The 18,996-nt window shown below is 65.5% G+C and carries 23 protein-coding genes, 1 pseudogene and 1 riboswitch (1 of these 25 only partly in view); of the genes and pseudogenes, 10 read left to right on the top strand and 14 right to left on the bottom strand.

Features of this window, described 5'->3' with window-relative positions; translation table 11 throughout:
- A protein-coding gene (locus P0Y64_00040) for an ABC transporter substrate-binding protein (protein WEK43301.1) crosses the window boundary here: on the bottom strand, positions 1 to 414 show its 5' portion. The gene continues 399 nt to the left of window position 1, outside the view; only the first 414 of its 813 coding nucleotides appear in the window; the start codon lies at positions 412 to 414; its stop codon lies off the left edge, out of view.
- A gap of 106 nt (positions 415 to 520) precedes the next feature.
- Between P0Y64_00040 and P0Y64_00045 the strand changes: the two genes are divergently transcribed.
- From P0Y64_00045 to P0Y64_00055, 3 genes and pseudogenes are all read left to right on the top strand, one after another.
- On the top strand, positions 521 to 1,507 hold the full coding sequence (locus P0Y64_00045; protein WEK43302.1) for an iron ABC transporter permease: 987 nt from the start codon (positions 521 to 523) through the stop codon (positions 1,505 to 1,507).
- A pseudogene (locus P0Y64_00050) lies at positions 1,501 to 2,274 on the top strand (ABC transporter ATP-binding protein). The gene P0Y64_00045 and the pseudogene P0Y64_00050 overlap by 7 nt, the downstream one beginning before the upstream one ends.
- A gap of 121 nt (positions 2,275 to 2,395) precedes the next feature.
- A riboswitch (cobalamin riboswitch) is annotated at positions 2,396 to 2,620 on the top strand.
- Positions 2,621 to 2,806: 186 nt separating this feature from the next.
- A complete protein-coding gene (locus P0Y64_00055) occupies positions 2,807 to 4,723 on the top strand; it encodes a TonB-dependent receptor (GenBank protein WEK43303.1) in 1,917 nt (638 codons plus the stop codon).
- Between the two features lie 53 nt (positions 4,724 to 4,776).
- Here the strand turns inward: P0Y64_00055 and P0Y64_00060 are convergent, their stop codons facing one another.
- Positions 4,777 to 5,856 (bottom strand): branched-chain amino acid aminotransferase, encoded by a 1,080-nt coding sequence (locus P0Y64_00060; protein WEK43304.1) that lies wholly within the window; start codon positions 5,854 to 5,856, stop codon positions 4,777 to 4,779.
- A gap of 71 nt (positions 5,857 to 5,927) precedes the next feature.
- On the opposite strand from P0Y64_00060, the gene P0Y64_00065 reads away from it, so the two are divergent.
- On the top strand, positions 5,928 to 6,428 hold the full coding sequence (locus P0Y64_00065) for a helix-turn-helix domain-containing protein (protein ID WEK43305.1): 501 nt from the start codon (positions 5,928 to 5,930) through the stop codon (positions 6,426 to 6,428).
- A gap of 11 nt (positions 6,429 to 6,439) precedes the next feature.
- Here the strand turns inward: P0Y64_00065 and P0Y64_00070 are convergent, their stop codons facing one another.
- The 5 genes from P0Y64_00070 to P0Y64_00090 all read right to left on the bottom strand — a co-directional run bounded on the left by P0Y64_00070 (position 6,440) and on the right by P0Y64_00090 (position 9,506).
- Positions 6,440 to 7,231, bottom strand: a complete 792-nt coding sequence (locus P0Y64_00070; GenBank protein ID WEK43306.1) for a pyrroline-5-carboxylate reductase — start codon at positions 7,229 to 7,231, stop codon at positions 6,440 to 6,442.
- Positions 7,231 to 7,743 carry a YbjN domain-containing protein gene (locus P0Y64_00075; protein WEK43307.1) on the bottom strand — a complete coding sequence of 171 codons (513 nt, stop codon included), beginning with the start codon at positions 7,741 to 7,743 and terminating at the stop codon, positions 7,231 to 7,233. The genes P0Y64_00070 and P0Y64_00075 overlap by 1 nt, the downstream gene beginning before the upstream one ends.
- A gap of 100 nt (positions 7,744 to 7,843) precedes the next feature.
- Positions 7,844 to 8,101 carry an accessory factor UbiK family protein gene (locus tag P0Y64_00080; GenBank protein WEK43308.1) on the bottom strand — a complete coding sequence of 86 codons (258 nt, stop codon included), beginning with the start codon at positions 8,099 to 8,101 and terminating at the stop codon, positions 7,844 to 7,846.
- A 23-nt stretch (positions 8,102 to 8,124) separates the two neighbouring features.
- Entirely contained in the window at positions 8,125 to 8,646 is a 522-nt protein-coding gene (locus P0Y64_00085) for a tryptophan-rich sensory protein (GenBank protein ID WEK43309.1), read from the bottom strand.
- A gap of 125 nt (positions 8,647 to 8,771) precedes the next feature.
- Entirely contained in the window at positions 8,772 to 9,506 is a 735-nt protein-coding gene (locus P0Y64_00090; GenBank protein WEK43310.1) for a TlyA family RNA methyltransferase, read from the bottom strand.
- Between the two features lie 177 nt (positions 9,507 to 9,683).
- Between P0Y64_00090 and P0Y64_00095 the strand changes: the two genes are divergently transcribed.
- Positions 9,684 to 10,355, top strand: a complete 672-nt coding sequence (locus P0Y64_00095; GenBank protein ID WEK43311.1) for an alpha/beta hydrolase — start codon at positions 9,684 to 9,686, stop codon at positions 10,353 to 10,355.
- A gap of 30 nt (positions 10,356 to 10,385) precedes the next feature.
- Here P0Y64_00095 and P0Y64_00100 read toward each other — a convergent pair whose 3' ends face one another.
- Genes P0Y64_00100 through P0Y64_00115 form a run of 4 tightly spaced genes read right to left on the bottom strand, consistent with a single transcriptional unit; the run spans position 10,386 to position 13,403 of the window.
- Positions 10,386 to 10,523 (bottom strand): hypothetical protein, encoded by a 138-nt coding sequence (locus tag P0Y64_00100; protein WEK43312.1) that lies wholly within the window; start codon positions 10,521 to 10,523, stop codon positions 10,386 to 10,388.
- Positions 10,520 to 12,442, bottom strand: a complete 1,923-nt coding sequence (dxs, locus tag P0Y64_00105) for a 1-deoxy-D-xylulose-5-phosphate synthase (protein WEK43313.1) — start codon at positions 12,440 to 12,442, stop codon at positions 10,520 to 10,522. Before dxs ends, P0Y64_00100 begins: the two co-directional genes overlap by 4 nt.
- Before the next feature lie 52 nt (positions 12,443 to 12,494).
- Positions 12,495 to 12,974 (bottom strand): transcriptional repressor, encoded by a 480-nt coding sequence (locus P0Y64_00110; protein ID WEK43314.1) that lies wholly within the window; start codon positions 12,972 to 12,974, stop codon positions 12,495 to 12,497.
- Positions 12,975 to 13,022: 48 nt separating this feature from the next.
- Positions 13,023 to 13,403: a MerC domain-containing protein gene (locus tag P0Y64_00115; GenBank protein ID WEK43315.1), complete on the bottom strand. Its 381-nt coding sequence runs from the start codon at positions 13,401 to 13,403 to the stop codon at positions 13,023 to 13,025.
- Between the two features lie 123 nt (positions 13,404 to 13,526).
- Here P0Y64_00115 and P0Y64_00120 point away from each other — a divergent pair, with 123 nt between their 5' ends.
- From P0Y64_00120 to P0Y64_00140, 5 genes are all read left to right on the top strand, one after another.
- Entirely contained in the window at positions 13,527 to 14,555 is a 1,029-nt protein-coding gene (locus tag P0Y64_00120; protein WEK43316.1) for a COX15/CtaA family protein, read from the top strand.
- Positions 14,552 to 14,869, top strand: coding sequence for a divalent-cation tolerance protein CutA (locus P0Y64_00125; protein WEK43317.1), 318 nt, complete (start codon positions 14,552 to 14,554; stop codon positions 14,867 to 14,869). The genes P0Y64_00120 and P0Y64_00125 overlap by 4 nt, the downstream gene beginning before the upstream one ends.
- Positions 14,870 to 15,030: 161 nt before the next feature.
- Complete coding sequence (rplM, locus tag P0Y64_00130) at positions 15,031 to 15,510, top strand: 50S ribosomal protein L13 (protein WEK43318.1); 480 nt, start codon at positions 15,031 to 15,033, stop codon at positions 15,508 to 15,510.
- Entirely contained in the window at positions 15,510 to 16,058 is a 549-nt protein-coding gene (gene rpsI / locus P0Y64_00135) for a 30S ribosomal protein S9 (GenBank protein ID WEK43319.1), read from the top strand. The genes rplM and rpsI overlap by 1 nt, the downstream gene beginning before the upstream one ends.
- Positions 16,059 to 16,225: 167 nt before the next feature.
- Positions 16,226 to 16,843: a PspA/IM30 family protein gene (locus tag P0Y64_00140; protein ID WEK44912.1), complete on the top strand. Its 618-nt coding sequence runs from the start codon at positions 16,226 to 16,228 to the stop codon at positions 16,841 to 16,843.
- 74 nt (positions 16,844 to 16,917) lie between these two features.
- Here P0Y64_00140 and P0Y64_00145 read toward each other — a convergent pair whose 3' ends face one another.
- From P0Y64_00145 to modA, 3 genes are read right to left on the bottom strand one after another with little or no spacing between them, the layout of a single operon-like run.
- Positions 16,918 to 17,520 (bottom strand): ATP-binding cassette domain-containing protein, encoded by a 603-nt coding sequence (locus tag P0Y64_00145; protein WEK43320.1) that lies wholly within the window; start codon positions 17,518 to 17,520, stop codon positions 16,918 to 16,920.
- Positions 17,510 to 18,196 (bottom strand): molybdate ABC transporter permease subunit, encoded by a 687-nt coding sequence (gene modB, locus P0Y64_00150; protein WEK43321.1) that lies wholly within the window; start codon positions 18,194 to 18,196, stop codon positions 17,510 to 17,512. The genes P0Y64_00145 and modB overlap by 11 nt, the downstream gene beginning before the upstream one ends.
- Complete coding sequence (modA, locus tag P0Y64_00155; GenBank protein WEK43322.1) at positions 18,196 to 18,948, bottom strand: molybdate ABC transporter substrate-binding protein; 753 nt, start codon at positions 18,946 to 18,948, stop codon at positions 18,196 to 18,198. The genes modB and modA overlap by 1 nt, the downstream gene beginning before the upstream one ends.
- Between the last annotated feature and the right edge of the window lie 48 nt (positions 18,949 to 18,996).

The following is an 18,996-nucleotide window of genomic DNA, read 5'->3' on the forward strand; positions in this document are numbered from 1 at the left end:
CTCGCCCCGCGCCGGGTGCCCAATCGCCCCCGCCACCGCGCGGACCTGCTCGACGATCGCCGCGTAACTTTCCGCCGGTTCGAGATCGAGCGTCGCGATATCGCGGTCACGAAGTTGCGCCATCGTCGCACGGCGGCGAAACGAGGTGGCGATGATGAGGTCGGGCCGCAGCGCGAGCACATCCTCGGCCGAACCGCGTGTGAACGGCACGCCACGCGCCGCCGTTGCCGCCGCCGACATTTCGGGATCGCGCGCGAACTGTGTCAGCGCCGCTATCTGGCTCCGGTCAGCCAGTGCGAGCAGATATTGATCGGCGCACAGATTGAGCGAGACGATTCGCTGTGGTCGTGGCGCGGGCAACGGCGCGGCACCGATCAGCGCGAACAGCATGGGCAAGGCGAACAGGCGGCGCATCACCGTGCCCCTTTGCCTTCCGCGCCCGTTTCGCGCTAGGCGCTTCGCGGCCGGAGCGCATCTCGCGGCCGGATTTCATCGCTCATCGACGCGAGGCTGACCAAACGTGACCCGCCGCTGGTTATGGCCCGCACTGATCCTGCTAACGATCGCGGCCGCCGCGCTGGGCGTGGGCATCGGCAGTACCTCGATCCCGCCGGCACGCGCCCTCGCGGCACTGGCCGGGCATGGCGATCCGATCGAGCGGGCCATCCTGATCGAGCTACGCCTGCCGCGCGCGATCCTCGGGCTGGCGGTGGGCGCGATGCTCGGGCTCGGGGGCGCCGCGTTGCAGGGATATCTCCGCAACCCGCTTGCCGAACCGTCAGTGCTCGGCGCGTCGAACGGTGCCTCGCTGGGCGCGGTGATCGCGCTTTATTACGGGCTGGCACAATGGCATCCGGCCGCGCTTCCGGTGATGGCAATTCTTGGCGCGCTGGCGGCGCTCGCACTGCTGTTCGCGCTGGCCGGTCGCTCGGAAAGCCCGCTAACGCTGATCCTCGCCGGGATCGCGGTGGCAACATTGGCGGGCGCCGGGATCAGCCTCGCGCTCAACCTGTCCCCGAACCCATTCGCAGCTATCGAAATCATGACGTGGCTGCTCGGCAGTCTTGAGGATCGCTCGTTCGAGCATGTCCTGCTCGCGCTGCCGTGCATCGCGATCGGCATGATGCTGCTCGCCGGACAGGGAGGCGCGCTCGATGCGCTGAGCCTGGGCGAAGATGGCGCGATGGCACTGGGGGTCGATCTCAACCGAACGCGCGTACGCCTGCTGCTTGGCGTGGCGATAGGAGTCGGCGGTGCAGTCGCGGTGTCGGGGGCGATCGGTTTCGTCGGGCTGATCGTGCCGCACCTGATCCGCCCGTTCACCGATCGCAGCCCGTCTGCCGTGCTGTGGCCAAGCGCGCTGGCGGGCGCCGCGCTGCTGACGCTGGCGGATGTCGCGGTGCGCGTGATCCCCAGCACCAACGAGTTGAAGCTCGGCGTGGTCACCGCCTTCCTCGGCGTGCCGGTGTTCCTCGCCCATCTGATGCGGGAGCGACGGCTGTGGTAAGCATCGTTGCGCAAGGCATAACCGTCGCCCTTGGCGGCCGAGCCGTGGTGCGCGATCTTTCGGTGCAACTCGAAGGCGGCCGCCTGATCGGCATCCTCGGCCCCAATGGCGCGGGCAAGTCGACTCTGATCCGCGCCTTGCTCGGCCTGTTGCCCCATGATGGCACGGTCGCGATCGACGGCGAGCCGCTGTCCGCGATGTCGCGCGCGGCGATCGCGCGCCGCATCGCCTATCTGCCACAGGGGCAGACGCTGCACTGGCCGCTGACGGTGGAGCGGCTGGTCGCCCTCGGCCGACTGCCACACCTCGAGCCCTTTTCTCGCCTGGCCGACGCAGATCGCGACGCAATCGCCCGCGCGATGCAGCGCGCCGAAGTGACGCACCTCGCTTCCCCGCGTCGCAACCGAGCTTTCCGGCGGCGAGCGCGCCCGCGCGCTGCTTGGCGCGCGCGCTCGCGGTAGAGGCGCCCGCGCTGATCGTCGACGAGCCGCTCGCCAGCCTCGATCCCCGCGCATCAGATCGAGGGGATGGAATTGCTGCGGGCGGAGGCCGACGGCGGCGCGCTCGTCGTTGCGGTGCTCCACGATCTCACGCTCGCCGCGCGATTTTGCGACCGCGTGCTGGTGATGAACGAGGGAGTGCTGGTCGCCGACGGCGCGCCCCGCACGGTGCTGACGTCTGATCTGCTCGCCAAAGTTTACGGCATTTCCGCCTTTTTCGGCGATGCCGCCAATCCGATGCTGGTGCCGCTCGATCGCCTGCGTTGACCCCGCCGGGATGGTTGAGGATTTCCCGCCACACCTCTGATGGATCGTTCCGCCCGCAACACAATAGCGGTTTGCCCCCCGCGCGCTTTCGGATATGCGCCGCCGCGAGCGGGCTTTTTGCCCGTTCAATGATCGCGCCGGTGCCCCGAGAGGGGTTTAAAAGGGAATGCGGTGCGGGAAGATCGCTCTTCCCCAATCCGCAGCTGCCCCTGCAACTGTAAGCGGTGAGCGCGATGCACATGCGCGGGGCGAGATGCTCCGCACGGCCACTGGGGAAACCTGGGAAGGCGTGCATCGTCGTGATGACCCGTGAGCCAGGAGACCTGCCAGCGCCGTCGCTCATGTCTCGCGTCCAGGGGGTGGCGGAGGCACGGAGGTTGATCCGTTCGAGCGACAGATGCCGCGCGGCCCGGGGCCGCAAACGGTGTATGTGGCTCGGGCAACGCGTTCGCCCTGTCTCGTGCGCTGGCGTCCGTTCGTTCTGATCGGACGGCCCCACCGCGTCTTTTGGACGGACGCAGGGAATTGAAGCATGAATATCATTAGCAAGGTTGCGCTGCTGACCAGCGCCATCGTCGTGCCGGGCATCGCGATCGCGCAGCCCGATCAGCCGGCTGCGCCAGACAGTGCAAAGGTCACCGACACGGTGATCGTCACCGCATCGCGCGGCGACAACGGAATTTCCACCGCGACATTGGGCTCATCCGCCACGGTGATCACCGCGAGCGATCTCCAGGATCGGCAGACGGTGATCGTGTCCGATGTGCTGCGCGATATTCCCGGTGTGTCGGTCAACCGCACCGGCGCGGTCGGCGGGATGACCGACGTGCGCATTCGCGGCGCGGAGGCCAATCACACCCTGGTGCTGATCGACGGCATCGAGGCGGCCGATCCCTATTTCGGCCAATATGATTTCGCCAGCCTCACCGCCGATCCCGGCGCGCGGATCGAGGTGCTGCGCGGCGAGCAGAGCGCGCTCTATGGCTCCGACGCGATCGGTGGGGTGATCAATTACATCACCGCCAGCGGGCGCGAGATGCCCGGCTTCGCGGCGCGGATCGAAGGCGGCTCGTTCAACACCGTCGATGGCGCAGTGCGTGGCGCCGGCGTGGTGGGCGATCTCGATTACGCGCTGGGTGGCTCTTATTCCGGGATCGGCGGCTATGTCGTCGCACCGGGCGGATCGCGCCGCATCGGATCGAAGATCGGCACGCTCAACGGCAAGTTCGGCTATGAGGCCGGTGCGATCGCGCTGCGCGCCGTGGTGCGGTACAATCACGCCGACGCGGATCTGAACAATCAGGATTATCTCCTCACCGGCAATGCGATCGATTCCGGCGGCAGTTATGTCAACGATACGCTCTATGCGCTGGTCGGCGCGCGGCTCACCGCCGCCGAGGGTCGCTGGGTGACCGACCTGAGCGGGCAACTCACCGACGCGCAACGTCGCTATTTCGATGACAATCGTAACGAGACCAGCGGCGACAACGGCCGGCGGCACAAGGCATCGCTCGTCTCTACGCTGAAGCTCGGTGACGACAATATCGTCCACGCGCTTACCGCCGCCGTCGACTATGAGCGGGAGGAATATCGCGGCACGGCCAATTACATCACCGGTCCCAACCCGTATCAGCACACCGACAATTGGGGCATCGTCGGCCAGTATCAGCTGACGATCAACGATCGGTTCGGGCTGGGCGGCGCGGTGCGGCGCGACTTCAATGACCGCTTCCAGGATTCGACCACCTGGCATGCCCAGGCGAGCTATCGCTTCGACACCGGTACACGGCTTCACGCCGCGGGCGGATCGGGCGTCAAGGCACCGACCTTCTTCGAGCTATTCGGCTACTCTCCCTCCAGCGGCTTCGTGGGCAACCCCAATTTGAAGCCGGAGCGCTCGACCGGCTGGGAAGCGGGCGTCGAGCAATCGTTCCTCGACGGCCATGCGCGGATCGACGTGACTTATTTCAATGCCAAGCTGCGCGACATGATCGTCACCGTTTACGGCCCTTACACCGTGAAGAACGCGCCCGGCACGACCCCGCATCAGGGCGTCGAGGTCTCGGCGAATTTCGTGCTGCCCGCCGGTTTCCGTTTCGACGGTTCCTACACTTATCTCGACGCCAAGGATGACCTCGGGATCGAACTGCAACGTCGGCCGAAGCATATCGGGAGCGCCAATCTGGCGTGGCGCGCGCCGGACGATCGCTTCGGCGCGGCGGTGACGGTGCGTTATAATGGTGACTCGCGCGATACCAACTTCGCGACTTATGCGGTGGAAACGCTGCGCGCTTATACGCTGGTGAGCCTGAACGCCGATGTGGCGCTCACGCGCGGGCTATCTCTCTATGGCCGGATCGAGAATCTGTTCGATACCGATTATCGTGAGACGATCGGCTTTCTGACCCCGGGCCGCGCGGCTTACGCCGGTATCCGCGCCCGCTTCTGAAGCATGGGGCGACGCGGCGTGGAGTTCTCACTCCACGCCGCGCGCACACGGCATCAACCCAGCCGGTGCAGCCAGTTATGCGGATCCGGCGCCCGGCCGCGCTGAATCGCGGTGAGCTGTTCAAGGAAGCGCTGGGTCGTCTGCCCCATGCCGCCCGAACCGATCTGGAACGAATAATCCGGGCCGGATACCTGCCCGATCGGGGTGACCACCGCTGCGGTGCCGCAGGCGAAGGTCTCGACAATCCGGCCGCTTTGCGCATCCGCGCGCCACTGGTCGATGCTGTAAAGCTCCTCGCGGACCGTCAATCCCTGATCGCGCGCAATCGTGATGATCGAATCACGGGTGATGCCGGGCAGGATCGTGCCCGTCAGCGGCGGCGTGCCGACAGAACCATCTTCGAACACGAAGAAGATGTTCATGCCGCCCAGCTCCTCGATCCAGCGACGCTCGGCCGCGTCGAGGAACACCACCTGATCGCACCCGCGGCGAATTGCCTCCGCCTGCGCGACGAGGCTGGTGGCATAATTGCCACCACATTTGGCCGCGCCCGTGCCACCCGGCGCCGCGCGGCTGTAATCATGGCTGACCCACAGCGAGATCGGCTTCACCCCGCCCTTCCAATAGGAACCGACCGACGAGGCGAGCACCATATAAAGGTATTGGGCCGATGGCTTCACCCCCAGGAACGCTTCGCTCGCGATCATGAACGGGCGCAGATAGAGCGAGCCGCCCTCCCCCGTCGGAATCCATGCGCGATCCGCACTGACCAATGCCTCGATCGAACCGAGGAAGAGTTCATCGGGAAGCTCTGGCATCGCCAGCCGCCGCGCGGAATCGCGAAAGCGCCGCGCATTGGCGTCGGGACGAAACAGCGCCGACGCGCCATCCTCCATACGATAAGCCTTCAACCCCTCGAAGATCTCCTGCGCATAGTGCAGCACGGCGGTCGCGGGATCGATCGACAGCGGCGCACGCGCCGTCACCTTGGCGTCATGCCAGCCCTTATCTTGCGACCAATGCAGAATTGCCATGTGATCGGTGTGGACACGGCCGAATACCGGATCGGCGATCCGCGCGGTACGCTCACTCGCGGGCACAAGATTGGGGTTCGGCTCAAACGCGAAGTTCAAAAACAGCCTCCTGTCGATCCCACGCTAAGAACAGCGCGGTTGGCGGTTGCGATCGGGTAAAGCCGATGGCAATGCCGGTCAACATGGTGCCAACGACCCAAACCGCGTCCCCACTTTTCCTGCGCGAACCGGAAATCCGGCGCGGGCTGGAGCTGCTTTATTTCGGCAACAGCCATGTCACGCGATCGATCGATCAGGGGCTGGCGCAACAGGGGCTGGGCCGCGCGCATCACCGTGCGCTTTATTTTATCGCGCGCCGGCCGAACATGGCGGTCAGCGATCTGCTGGCGCTGCTCGCGATCACCAAGCAATCGCTGGGCCGGGTGCTCAACGAGCTGATGGATCGTGGGCTGGTGGAAAGCCGCCCCGGCGAGCGCGATCGTCGGCAGCGGCTGCTGCGCCTCACCGATGCGGGCGCCGCGCTGGAAAACGACCTTTACGAGGCGCTGCGCGAGAAGCTGTCCGGCGCTTATTCAAAAGCGGGGCAAGAGGCCGTGACCGGATTTTGGTCCGTCCTGGAGGGGCTGATCCCGGACGATGAGCGCCCCCGCGTCGAAGCGTTGCGCCGCTGAACTGCCCGATGTCAGCCCCGCGCGGCGGCTGCCATCTCCTCCCCGCGCGCGGCCGCCGCGACGAGCGTCGCTCGCATCAGCCGGTTGAGCGCTTCGTCATTATCGAGGACGTTGAGCCCGGCCCGCGTCATCCCACCCGGGCTGGCGACCACATCCGCCAGCGCGGCAGGCGCGCGATCCTCTGCCTCGGCAAGCGCCGCCGCACCACGCACCGTCGCCAGCGCAAGTCGTGTCGCATCAGCCTCTGGTAACCCCATCGCCACTCCCGCGCGCGCCAGCGCATCAATGAAACGAAACAGATAAGCCGGCCCGCACCCGGAAAGCGTCGCAGCGGCTGAATATACCGCGCCCTCCGCCCAGATCACCTCTCCCAGCGGCGCAAGTAGCCCATCGATCGCAGCCCGCGTTCGCGCATCGGCGGACGGCGCGTTCACCACGCACACCCCCTGCCCCAGAGCAACAGGCAGATTGGGCATCACCGGCACCGGCGCCGGGCCGGGAAAGGCCCGCTCAAGCACCGCTTCATCCACGCCGGCAAGAATCGACAACAGGATCGGCACGTCACGGAGCCGATCGCCATATTGCGCCGCAACCTCAGCAAGCTGCTGCGGCTTGACCCCCAGCACCACGATATCGGGAAGATCGGCCGCCGGCAGGTCGCGCGACTGGCGCACGCCGCCGGGGAGCGCGCGATCGCTACGGTTGACGACGTCCACCGCCTCAGCCGACACCACGCCGCTGTCGATCCAGCGCGCCAGCATCGCCCCGGCCATATTGCCGCAGCCGATCATCCACATCCGCATCACGCTTCGCCCTGCGTCTCGATCAATGCCGCCGCGATCGCCTCGCGCGGGGTCTTGCCGCCCCACAGCACGAACTGGAACACGGGATAGAAACGCTCGCACTCGTCGATTGCGGTTTCGACCAGCAGTTCCGTCGCGCCCAGCGACATGACCTGCTCGCCATCCTCGTCGCCATCCACCACCATCGCATGGCGATAGAGGAGGATGCCGCTGGATGACCATAGTTCGAAATGGCCGACCCACATTTGCTCGTTGACCAGTGTCAGCGCCTCATGGATCGGCGCGCGACGCTCCTCCGCAACCTTCACATCGGGGAAGCAAAGGAACTGGAGGACACTATCCTCCTCGCGCCACAGCGCGCGCACCTCATATTCGGTCCAGCTTCCCTTGATGGTCGCGCTGATCTCGTCATCGTGGCGCTCGCAGGGCCAGCCGTGCGCCGCGAAATAACGCTCCAGCATGTCCAGCGGGGCGGCCGCTTCGTGATCGTCTTCGGCTTCGTCAAGCATCATCACATCCCTATCGCACGAAGGCCGACGCGGACGCAAAGCCCGCGACGGCCAATCGTGTGAAATCTGTAATCGGCTGGCGGGCGTGGCGGCCCGAAACGGCTCAGCCCTTGCTTTTCGCCTGCGCCGCTTCGAGCTTGTCGAGGCGGGCCTTCAGCGCATCCGCTTCATCGCGCGCGGCAACCGCCATCGCCTTCACCGCCTCGAATTCATCGCGGCTGACGAAATCCAGACCGCCAATCCATTCGCGCGCACGATCGCGGGCGCCCGCCTGCGCCTCGCGCCCCATTCCTGCGAACGTGCCCGCCGCACCGTTCACGAGTTTTACGAAATCATCGAACATCCGATTTTCGGACTGCATCAAAATCACCTTCCGGCTGGAACTCAGCCGATTACCTGGGAGGTATGGGCGCCCGGCACAAGTGTTTCCGCACCGGGATTGAGCTGCCCGATGCGCCAGGTGAGCACGCCCGCGAAGCTCACCCATATCAGATAAGGCAGCATCAGCCACGCGGCGAGCGGACGAATCCGGCCGAACAAGACGGTCGTGGCAATCGCCAGCAACAACAGCGCGACGAGATCCATGAGTGCTAGCGAGATATCGTGCTTGCCGAAAAACAGCGGCGTCCAGATCAGATTGAGCGCGAGTTGCGCCACGAACAGCCCGATCGCCAGCCAGCGCGCCCGTGCGCCGCGCGCGTGGAGGATCATCGCCAGTGCCAGCCCGATCAGGACGTAGAGCGTGGACCAGGCAACCGGAAAAACCCAGTTAGGCGGCGTCAGTTCGGGCTTGGCCAGCCCCTGATACCATGGACTATCCGAACCGACCGTCACGCTGCGTCCGGAAAGGAAGCCCAGCAACAGGATCAACGGCACGGTAACCACCGCCCAACGCAGAAATGACATGCGCAACTGCGCCTTCGACGCCAACCCTCCCACAGTGCCTCCCTGTTTCTATTTGGTTCGGCGAACCTGCCGTGCGGCACGAAGCGCGTAAACCATTTATCGACGCGGAAGATCGCGGGATTGCGTCAATCCCGGACAGCGGCGATTAGGAATTCCACGTTGCCCTCCGGTCCGGTGATCGGGCTGCGCTCGATCCCTAGCACTCGCCATCCCCGCCCGGTGAACCACGCCGCCACCTCATCGCAGACCCGTGCGTGGATCGCGGGATCGCGCACCACGCCACCCTTGCCCACTTCCTCGCGTCCTGCCTCGAACTGCGGCTTGATCAGCGCCAGCGCGCGCGCATTGGGCGCGGCGAAGCCAAATGGCACATCGAGGACTTTGGGCAGCGAGATAAAGCTCGCGTCGCATACGATCAGATCCACCGGCTCCGGAATATGCGCCGCCGTCAGGATCCGCGCGCTGGTCTGCTCATGGACGATGACCCGATCGTCCTGGCGCAGTTTCCAAGCGAGCTGATTGGTACCGCTATCAACCGCATAGACCCGCGCCGCGCCGCGCGTCAGCAGCACATCGGTGAAGCCCCCGGTTGAGGAGCCGACGTCGATCGCCACCGCCCCGTTCACCTCCCAGCCGAAGTGATCGAGCCCGTGCGCGAGCTTGATCCCACCACGCGACACCCATGGGTGATCCCGGCCGCGCACATCCAGCACCACATCGGGGGCCAGTTGCTGGCCGGGTTTATCCACCTTGCGGTCGGCGATGAAAACCAGCCCCGCCATGATGAGCGCCTGCGCACGGGTTCGCGATTCGGCGAGCCCGCGATCGACGAGCAATTGATCCGCACGCACCTTTGCCATGCCCCGCTATCGCCTCTCGATCGGTTCGTCGCAACCCGCCTTCCACCGGGCGCGCGCGATTGCGCGTTCTATTGCCCATGGATTTAGTAGGAATATATTGAAATCAGAGGTCGCGGGCTGGCTGTACCCTAGAATGGCGGTCCGCGGCCTCGCCCACGCGACGAGGAATACCTAATCATGGGTCCGTTCTCATCCGATCTATCGCGACGACCGACGGTTCTTACCGTCCCCGGTCTGAATGGCTCCGGACCATCGCATTGGCAGACTTTGTGGGAACGCTCACGCCCCGACACGATGCGAATCGAGCTTGGCATGTGGAACACGCCGCATCGCAATTCCTGGGTGACGAAGATCGATCAGGCCATCGCCTCGGCCCGCGCGCCGGTGATCCTTGTCGGCCACAGCCTCGGCTGCATCGCGATCGCTTGGTGGGCGACGCTCAGTCCGCAGCCCTATGGCTGGCCGGTCGCCGGTGCGTTGCTGGTCGCCCCGGCCGATGTTGATCGCAGCAAAGCACCGGCCGAGATCGCCGGCTTCGCGCCCATCCCGAAAACGCCCTTGCCCTTCCCCTCGATCGTCGTTGCAAGCAGCAATGACCCATGGGTGGCAAGCGAGCGAGCGCACAGCATCGCGGCCGATTGGGGCAGCCATTTCATCGATTTAGGCGCGCGCGGCCATATCAACGCGGCGAGCGGCCTCGGCTGGTGGCCGGAAGGACAGGAATTGCTCGAACGGGTGATTCTTGCCTCTGGCGGCCCGCGCGGCGAAGCGCGCTCCCCCGGCGACGCACGGGCGATATTGGCGCGGGAAGGAACAGGCTCCGCGGCCCCGCAGCCTCTTCGTCCATAGCAAGGCAGCGGCAGAACTACCGGATGGTGATCAGGCCTCGTCCGAATCCTTCAGCGCGGCCGCCCGTTCGCGCGCAGCCCGCATCCGCCGCCACAACGAGAGGTTGAAACACCCGAGTGCGACGACCATCAGCGCCGTCGCAAGGATCACCTTGGTCCAGCCGCTCACGCCAGTGCGCCGAGCGCCCCGGCCTCGTTCCAGCGCAACGCCTTCAATACCGTATCGACGATATGGTCGGCATCGAGACCGGCCTCGGCATATTGCACGTCCGGCTTGTCCTGATCCTGAAACACATCGGGCAAGCGCATAGTGCGCAGCTTCAGCCCGCCGTCGATCAGCCCGGCATCTGATGCCAGCGTCAGGACGTGTGCGCCCAGACCACCGATCGCCCCCTCCTCGATCGTCACCGCGACTTCATGCGTGGTCAGCAGGCGGCGGATCAATTCCTCGTCCAGCGGTTTGGCGAAGCGCAGATCGGCAACGGTGGTCGAGAGGCCCTTCGCCTCCAGCGCGTCAGCAGCCTTCAGCGCCTCAGCGAGCCGGGTGCCGAGCGACAAGATCGCCACGGTTTTGCCCTCACGCACGACGCGGCCCTTGCCGATCGTCAGCAGTTCCGGCGTTTCGGGCAGCGCGACCCCGGTGCCGTTGCCGCGCGGATAGCGCACCGCGATCGGCCCGCTGTCATGCTCGACACAGGTATGGACCATATGGACCAGTTCCGCCTCATCGGCCGCGGCCATCACGACGAAATTGGGCAGCGACGCCAGATAGGTGACGTCGAAACTGCCGGCATGGGTCGCGCCATCCGCGCCAACCAGCCCGGCGCGATCGATCGCGAAGCGCACCGGCAGATTCTGGATCGCCACATCGTGCACGACCTGATCATAAGCGCGCTGGAGGAAGGTCGAATAGATCGCGCAGAACGGCCGCATTCCCTGCGCGGCGAGCCCTGCGGCGAAAGTGACCGCGTGCTGCTCCGCAATACCTACGTCGAACGCGCGATCGGGGTGACGTTTCGCGAACCGATCGACGCCCGTGCCCGACGGCATCGCGGCGGTGATCGCACAAATGCGTGGATCGCTATCCGCCTCGTTCGCCAAAGCATCGCCGAACACATTCTGATACGACGGCGGCCCCGGCGGTGCCTTGGCCTGTGCGCCGGTGATCACATCAAACTTCTGAACGCCGTGATATTTGTCCGCCGCCGCCTCGGCCGGGGCATAGCCGTTGCCCTTCTTGGTCACGACATGGACGAGGATCGGGCCCTCTTTGGCGTCGCGTACATTCTCCAGCACCGGGATCAGATGATCGAGGTTATGCCCGTCGATCGGCCCGACGTAATAGAAGCCGAGTTCCTCGAACAACGTACCGCCCATCGTCATGCCGCGGGCGAATTCGTCGGTCTTGCGCGCGGCATTGTGAAACGGGCGCGGCAGCCTGCGCGCGATGCGCTTCATCACCTCGCGCAGCGACAGGAACTCGCGGCTGGAGGCGATCCGCGACAGATAGGCCGAAAGGCCGCCGACCGGCGGCGCGATCGACATGTCGTTATCGTTGAGGATCACGATCAGCCGGTTGCCGGCGGCTTCGGCGTTGTTCATCGCCTCATAGGCCATGCCGGCGGACATCGCACCGTCGCCGATCACGGCGATTCCCTTGCCCGGCGTACCGGCAAGCTTGTTGGCAATGGCAAAGCCCAGTGCTGCCGAAATCGACGTGGAGGAATGCGCCGCGCCGAACGGATCATATTCGCTCTCGCTGCGCTTGGTGAAGCCGGAAAGCCCACCGCCCTGCCGCAGGGTGCGGATACGATCGCGCCGCCCCGTCAGGATTTTATGCGGATAGCATTGATGACCGACGTCCCAGATCAACCGATCGCGCGGGGTATCAAAGACATAGTGAATCGCGGTGGTAAGTTCGACCACGCCAAGGCCGGAACCAAGGTGTCCACCAGTTTCACCCACGGCGGAGATGGTCTCCGCGCGCAATTCGTCGGCCAGTTGCCGCAACCGCTCGGGCGGCAGCCGGCGAAGGTCGCCCGGCGTCGCGATCGTATCGAGCAACGGCGTTTCGGGAAGATCGGTCATCCGGCGCTCCTACTCCACGCGAAAACCGGTGTCGATTGCGACAGTTGGCGGATCAATCCGCCGCCCGCGTGCATTCCGCGCAAACCCCGCGCACTTCGATCACCGGCCGCACCGGCGAAAAACCCGCGCCTTCCGCCGCATGGCGCACCGCGCGGGTGAGCTGATCGTCATCGAGATGGGTGGTCTGCCCGCACGAATCGCACACCAGAAATATGCAGTCGTGCTGACAATCCGGATGTGCGTTGGCGACATAGGCGTTCGCGCTTTCCACCCGTCGTGCCAGATTCGCGCCGACGAACAGATCGAGGATGCGATAAATGCTGTTGGCGGCAATCCGACGGCCTTCGCGCTTCGACACCGCATCGGCGATGTCATAGGCGGAAGCCGGCTTCTCGAACCCGGCGAGCGCGCCGAACACGCTTGCGCGCATCGCGGTCCATTGCTCACCGGAACGCTCCAGCGTGTGCTGCGCCGCGCGCGCCAGATCCTCGCCCTGCGGCTCGAGGTGATGATGATGGGCATGGCCAGACATGGAGCAAAAATAGGCCTACTGGCATCGCGGGACAACCCGCCCGACGCGTCAGTTTTCCGCGCGACGATTCAGATCATGGCCGAATGCGAGAATACCGACGCCGATCACCGTCCACAGCGCCTCCGCATGGCCGCCATTATGCGGCAGGGTCATCGCGCCAGCCATGATGCCAAGCCCGAGCGACCCCATCGCCAGCGGCATCAGATAGCCATGGTGCAGCACGCCCCGCCCGAGCGCGAACGCGCCCAGCCCGATCGCGATCCCCAAGCCCACCTCGTGAAAGATCGGATTGCCTAACAAGCCGCCCACGGTGGAAAGCATCGCCACCAGCACCGCGCTCGCAAGACAATGCACGACGCACAGCCCCGACAGCGCGATCGCGAACCGATCGAGCGACCCAAGATAGCCGAGGCGAGTCGTGGAATTCATCCGGCGCCGCATGTAGCGCGGGTGGAGCGAGGTTACAATATCACATCACTCAAAAAATATGTGCTCGACAACATCGTCAGCGCTCAGCTTGGCAGGCTTGCCGGGGTGGGCTAGTGCCAACGCATGTTGCAGCCCACCCCGGGATATGTTTCCACCGCCCGCCCGGCGGCCCTCGCTCGCTGGCTATGGTGCGTCGCCGCGTTGATCGTCGCGATGGTGGTGGTCGGGGGTATCACCCGCCTCACCGAATCCGGCCTGTCGATGACCCGATGGAACCCGATCAGCGGCATCATCCCTCCGCTGAACGACGCCCAGTGGCAGGTGGAGTTCGCGAATTACAAGAAAATACCTGAGTATCAGAAGCTTAACAGCAATATGACGCTCGCCGGCTTCAAGGCGATCTTCTTCTGGGAATATATCCACCGGGTGCTTGGCCGGGTTATCGGGATGGCCTTCGCGTTGCCACTGATCTGGTTCGCGGTGAAGCGTCAGATGCCGCGCGGCTATGGCTTGCGTCTGAGTGCGATTCTGGCGCTTGGCGGGCTACAGGGCGCGATCGGCTGGTGGATGGTCAGCTCGGGGCTGTCGGTGCGCACCGACGTCAGCCATATCCGGCTCGCGATTCACCTGCTGACCGCGCTTGTCATCCTCGCCGGCATTGTCTGGACCGCGCTTGATCTCGGCGCATTGGCCCGCGATCCGCTTTCCCGACCGGCGCGGCTCCGCCCCCTCGCCGTATTCGCGCTCCTGCTGCTCGCGGCACAGATCATGTATGGCGCATTCACCGCCGGGCTTGACGCTGGCTATGCCTTCGCGAGCTGGCCGCTGATGGGCGACACCTGGTTCCCCGCCGACGTGCCGATGATGACCCCCGCGCTCGCCAACGCGGTCGACAATCCGATCGTCGTGCAGTTCATCCACCGCTGGCTCGCGTTCGTCGCGGCGGCGGCATTGTTCTGGCTCGCGCTTCGGGCCGGGCGCCCAATGGGCACGGTAGTCGTACTGCTCGTCGTGTTGCAGGTTTCGCTTGGCATCGCGACGCTATTGACCGGGGTACAGATCGGCGTTGCGGTGACGCATCAGGCGAACGCCGCGCTATTGCTGATCGCCGCCGTCGGCGCGGCCCACACGATCGGCACGCGGCGGCGGTGAACAATATCGCGATCGTTCAGGTCACCTGCCCGGATACGGCGACCGCCGAAACGATCGCGCGCACCCTGATCTACGAACGACTGATCACCTGCGCCAATATCTTCGACAAGGGCCTTTCGCTGTATCGTTGGCAGGGCGCCATCATGCAGGGCGACGAGGTGGTGATGCAGCTCAAGACCGCGCCCATCGCCATTCCCGCGATCCGGACGCGTATCGCCGCCCTTCACCCCTATGACCTCCCGGCGATCGAGCATTGGCAGGCCACCGTCACTGAGCAGCTCGCCGAATGGGTCGCCGACGGGATCGAAGCGTAACGCCGGCCCCGCCGAAAACCACTTTCGAGCCAGTGGCATTATATTACCCGTCACGGATCGCCCGGAAATCTTGACTTCCCGCGCCTCTTGAAGCATTGGCCGCCCGTCGGCGCTGCGCCCTCGGGTGCGGCGTCCTTTCGTTTTGATGAGGTCGAACAGCCATGAAGGCGCTGATGAAGACCACCAAGTCGGCCAAGCCGCATGAGGTGGAAAAGAAGTGGCATATCGTCGATGCCGACGGCCTGGTGGTCGGTCGCGCGGCGGTTGTGATCGCCAACGTCCTGCGCGGCAAGCACAAGACGAGCTTCACCCCGCACGTCGATTGCGGTGACAATGTCATCGTCATCAACGCGGACAAGATCCGTTTCACCGGCAACAAGCTGGCGGACAAGGTCTATTACAAGCACACCGGTTACGCCGGCGGCATCAAGGGCATCACCGCCGAGAAGGTGCTGGAAGGTCGCTTCCCGGAGCGCGTTCTCGAAAAGGCTGTTGAGCGCATGATCCCGCGCGGCCCGCTCGGCCGCCAGCAGATGCGCAACCTGCGCATCTTCGCCGGCAGCGAGCACCCGCATGAGGCGCAGAACCCGGAGCCGCTCGACATCGCCGGCATGAACCGCAAGAACAAGGTGGGCGCATAATGTCTGACAATCGCCAGTCCCTCGCCGACCTCGGCGCCGCGCTCAACCAGCAGCGCGAGGAAGCCGTCGCCGTGTCGGAAGACAAGGCCGAAGCGTATCTCGCCGGCCAGATCGACGAGCCGGTGCAGCGCGCGCCGCTCCGCGCCCAGGAACTCGACAAGTACGGTCGCGCCTATGCGACCGGTCGTCGTAAGGACGCCGTCGCACGCGTCTGGCTGAAGCCGGGCTCGGGCAAGATCACGATCAACGGCCGTGATCAGGAAATCTATTTCGCGCGTCCGACGCTGCGTCTCGTCATCAACCAGGTGTTCGGCATCACCGAGCGCGAAGGTCAGTATGACGTGATCTGCACCGTCAAGGGCGGCGGCCTCTCCGGTCAGGCCGGCGCGGTTAAGCATGGCATCAGCCAGGCGCTGACCAAGTTCGAGCCGGTCCTGCGTTCGCCGGTGAAGGCCGCGGGCTTCCTGACCCGCGACAGCCGCACCGTGGAGCGTAAGAAGTACGGCCGTGCCAAGGCACGTCGTAGCTTCCAGTTCTCGAAGCGCTAAAGGTTCGGGCGGCTCCTCCGGGGGCTTGTACGACACGCAAAGGGGCGGTCCGGCAACGGGCCGCCCTTTTTCGTTTCGCACCCGCATGATCGCAGGATTGAACTTTTCTTTCGACCGGTCTGTATTATCGTCCCGCGGCGGCCGGGAGGGAAAATATGACGGACTCGATGCTTACGCGCGCTTATCGCCTTGTGAGCGCAAGTGCGGACGCCGCGCTTGAAGCAGCCGAACGTTTCAGCGGAGATGCGCTGGTCCGGGAAGCGATCCGCGATATGGATCACGCGATCGACGCTCTTAAGCGCGAACGCCGGGCGGCCACGGAGCGCCTCGCCTCGATCGAGCAGGACCGCGCGACCTCCCACGAACGCCTCGCAACCCTGACCGAGCAGGCGCGCTACGCTCTCGATCGTGATCGCCCTGATCTGGCAGAACGCGCCGTCGCCGCGCGGATCGATGTAGAGGCCGGGATCACCGCCTTCGACAGACGGCAGGCAGAAACTGAGGCCGCACGCGCCCAGGCAGAGGCGGCACTAGCCGACGCGTCCGCTCGTCGCGTACGAATGGACCTTCCGAGCGCGGCACCAGAAAGCAGCGCCCCCGCACTCGACGCGCGGGTCGCCCGTGCGCAGGCAGGCTTCGAGCGAGCCCAAACACTCGCCGCCGCCCGGCATGCCGAACTGCCCGGTCTCGGCGAAATTGAGGCGTTGCGACGCGAGGAACGTATCGCCGCCGATATGGGCGCCTTGCGCGCGGAGCGTCGGAAACCGGCGCCACGGGCGAGCTAAATATGATGCAATATCTTATAATTTAACAATTTCAGGAGCATCCGCTTCCCAGAGTTTCGTCGATGCTCAAGCCGCTACATCCTGACGACACGATCGCACAGCCGCTCCGCCTCCGCGTCGTCATGCGTGACGAGTAGCAGCGGCAGCGCAGTTTCATCGCGAACTCGCTCGATCAGCCGCATCGCCTCTTCCCGCCGCGCCGCGTCCAGCGACGACAGCGGCTCGTCCAGCAACAGGAAATCCGGATCTGACAGCAACGCGCGACCGATCGCCACGCGTCGCGCCTCTCCACCCGACAAAGCACGCGGCCAGCGATCCAGCAGATGCGCGATATCGAGCGACTCCGCGATCGGCTGAAGCCTTACCTCGTCCACAGCGCCATAAAGCAAATTGCGCCGCACACTGAGATGCGGAAACAATCGTCCGTCCTGAAAGACATAGCCCACGCGACGACGATGCGGCGCAACCTCCGTCCGCGCTTCGCGATCAACCAGCGTGCGGCCATTGACGCGGACATGCCCGCGATCGGGGAGCAGCAACCCGGCGATCATATCCAGCACGCTGGTCTTGCCGACGCCTGATGGCCCTACCAGCGCGACCGCGCGCTCTTCCGCCGCGAAAGCGACGCCCACCACCCCGTCGCCCCGTCGCAGCGTCACGTCGATATCAAAGGACATGCACGCCTCGCCCTGCCCGACGCGCCAGCCATTCTGAGGCGAGCAGCGCGATCAGGCTGATCGCCACCGATATCGCCGCAAGCTGCCACACCGCCGTCTCGCCGCCTGGCCGCTGGAGCGCGGCATAGATGGCGAGCGGCAATGTCTCTGTCTCGCCCGGCACGTTCGAGACGAAGGTGATCGTCGCGCCGAACTCGCCCAACGCGCGGGCGAAAGCGAGCGTCGCGCCGGCCAGCACGCCCGGCCAGCACAACGGCAATGTAATCGTGCGGAACGTGCGCCAGCGGCCTGCGCCAAGCGTCCGCGCCGCATCCTCCAGCCGCTGATCGACCGCCTCCAGCGACAGCCGGATCGCGCGCACCGCGAGCGGCAACGCCATCACTGCCGCCGCGATCGCCGCGCCGGTCCAGCGGAACAACACCGTCACGCCGAACCAATGCTGCAGCGGAGCGCCGATTGGTCCATTAGGCGCAAAGGCGAGCAGCAGCACCCAGCCGGTCACGACGGGGGGCACCACCAGCGGCAGATGGATCAGCGCGTCGAGCAAAGTGCGTCCCGGAAAACGCCCGCGTGCAAGGAGCCACGCAAACACGAACGCGACCGGGAGCACCGCCAGCGTCCCCACGCCGCCCACCAGCAGCGATAGCGTGACGATCGGCCAGACGCCCTCCGCCATCAGGGCCGCGTGAAACCGAAGCGTGCGAAGATCGCTTGGCCGCGTGCGCCAAGCAGAAAGCGGCGAAACCCTTCCGCTTCCGCGGTGCGCGATGCGGCAAGCCGCGCGATCGGGTAGCGGATCGGCGCATGGCTCGATGCGGGAAATATGCCCGCGACACGCACCTTGCTCGAGGCACGCGCGTCGGTTTCGTAGACGATACCGAACGGCGCCGCACCACGCTCGACCAGCGCCAGCGCCGCGCGGACGTTCTCTGCGCGCACGACATGCGGCGCGACCGCGCTCCACGCCCCGAGCTTCTCCAGCGCCGCCTGCCCATATTTTCCGGCCGGCACAGCGGCGGGATCGGCCATCGCCACCGGGCCACGCGCGAGCGTCGTACCGAGCGTCCGCGCGGTGAGCCGGGTGCGCCCCTTCGTTGGCTCGACCACCACCAGCCGGTTCCCGACGAGATCGGCACGAGTATTGCGCGCAAGCAGCCCCTTAGAGCCAAGCGCATCCATCCATTCCTCATCGGCGGACACGAACAGATCCGCCGGCGCGCCCGCAATTACCTGCCGCGCCAGCGCCGAGGATGCCGCAAAGGAAACCACCGGCCGCGCATGTCCTGCCCCCGCCCATTCATCAGCCACAGCGTTCATCGATTCCTGAAGCGAGGCCGCCGCCAGGACGAGCGGCGCGCGTGGCTGCGCGATCGCGGGCGTCGCAAACGCGGCGATCGCGAAAAGAACGATGCGGCGCGTCAGTCTCATCCGTCACCCCGGATTAGTTTCGGGGCCGACAGCGCCCCGCTCCGATCG

The organism is Candidatus Sphingomonas colombiensis, from assembly GCA_029202845.1.
Classification (GTDB): domain Bacteria; phylum Pseudomonadota; class Alphaproteobacteria; order Sphingomonadales; family Sphingomonadaceae; genus Sphingomonas; species Sphingomonas colombiensis.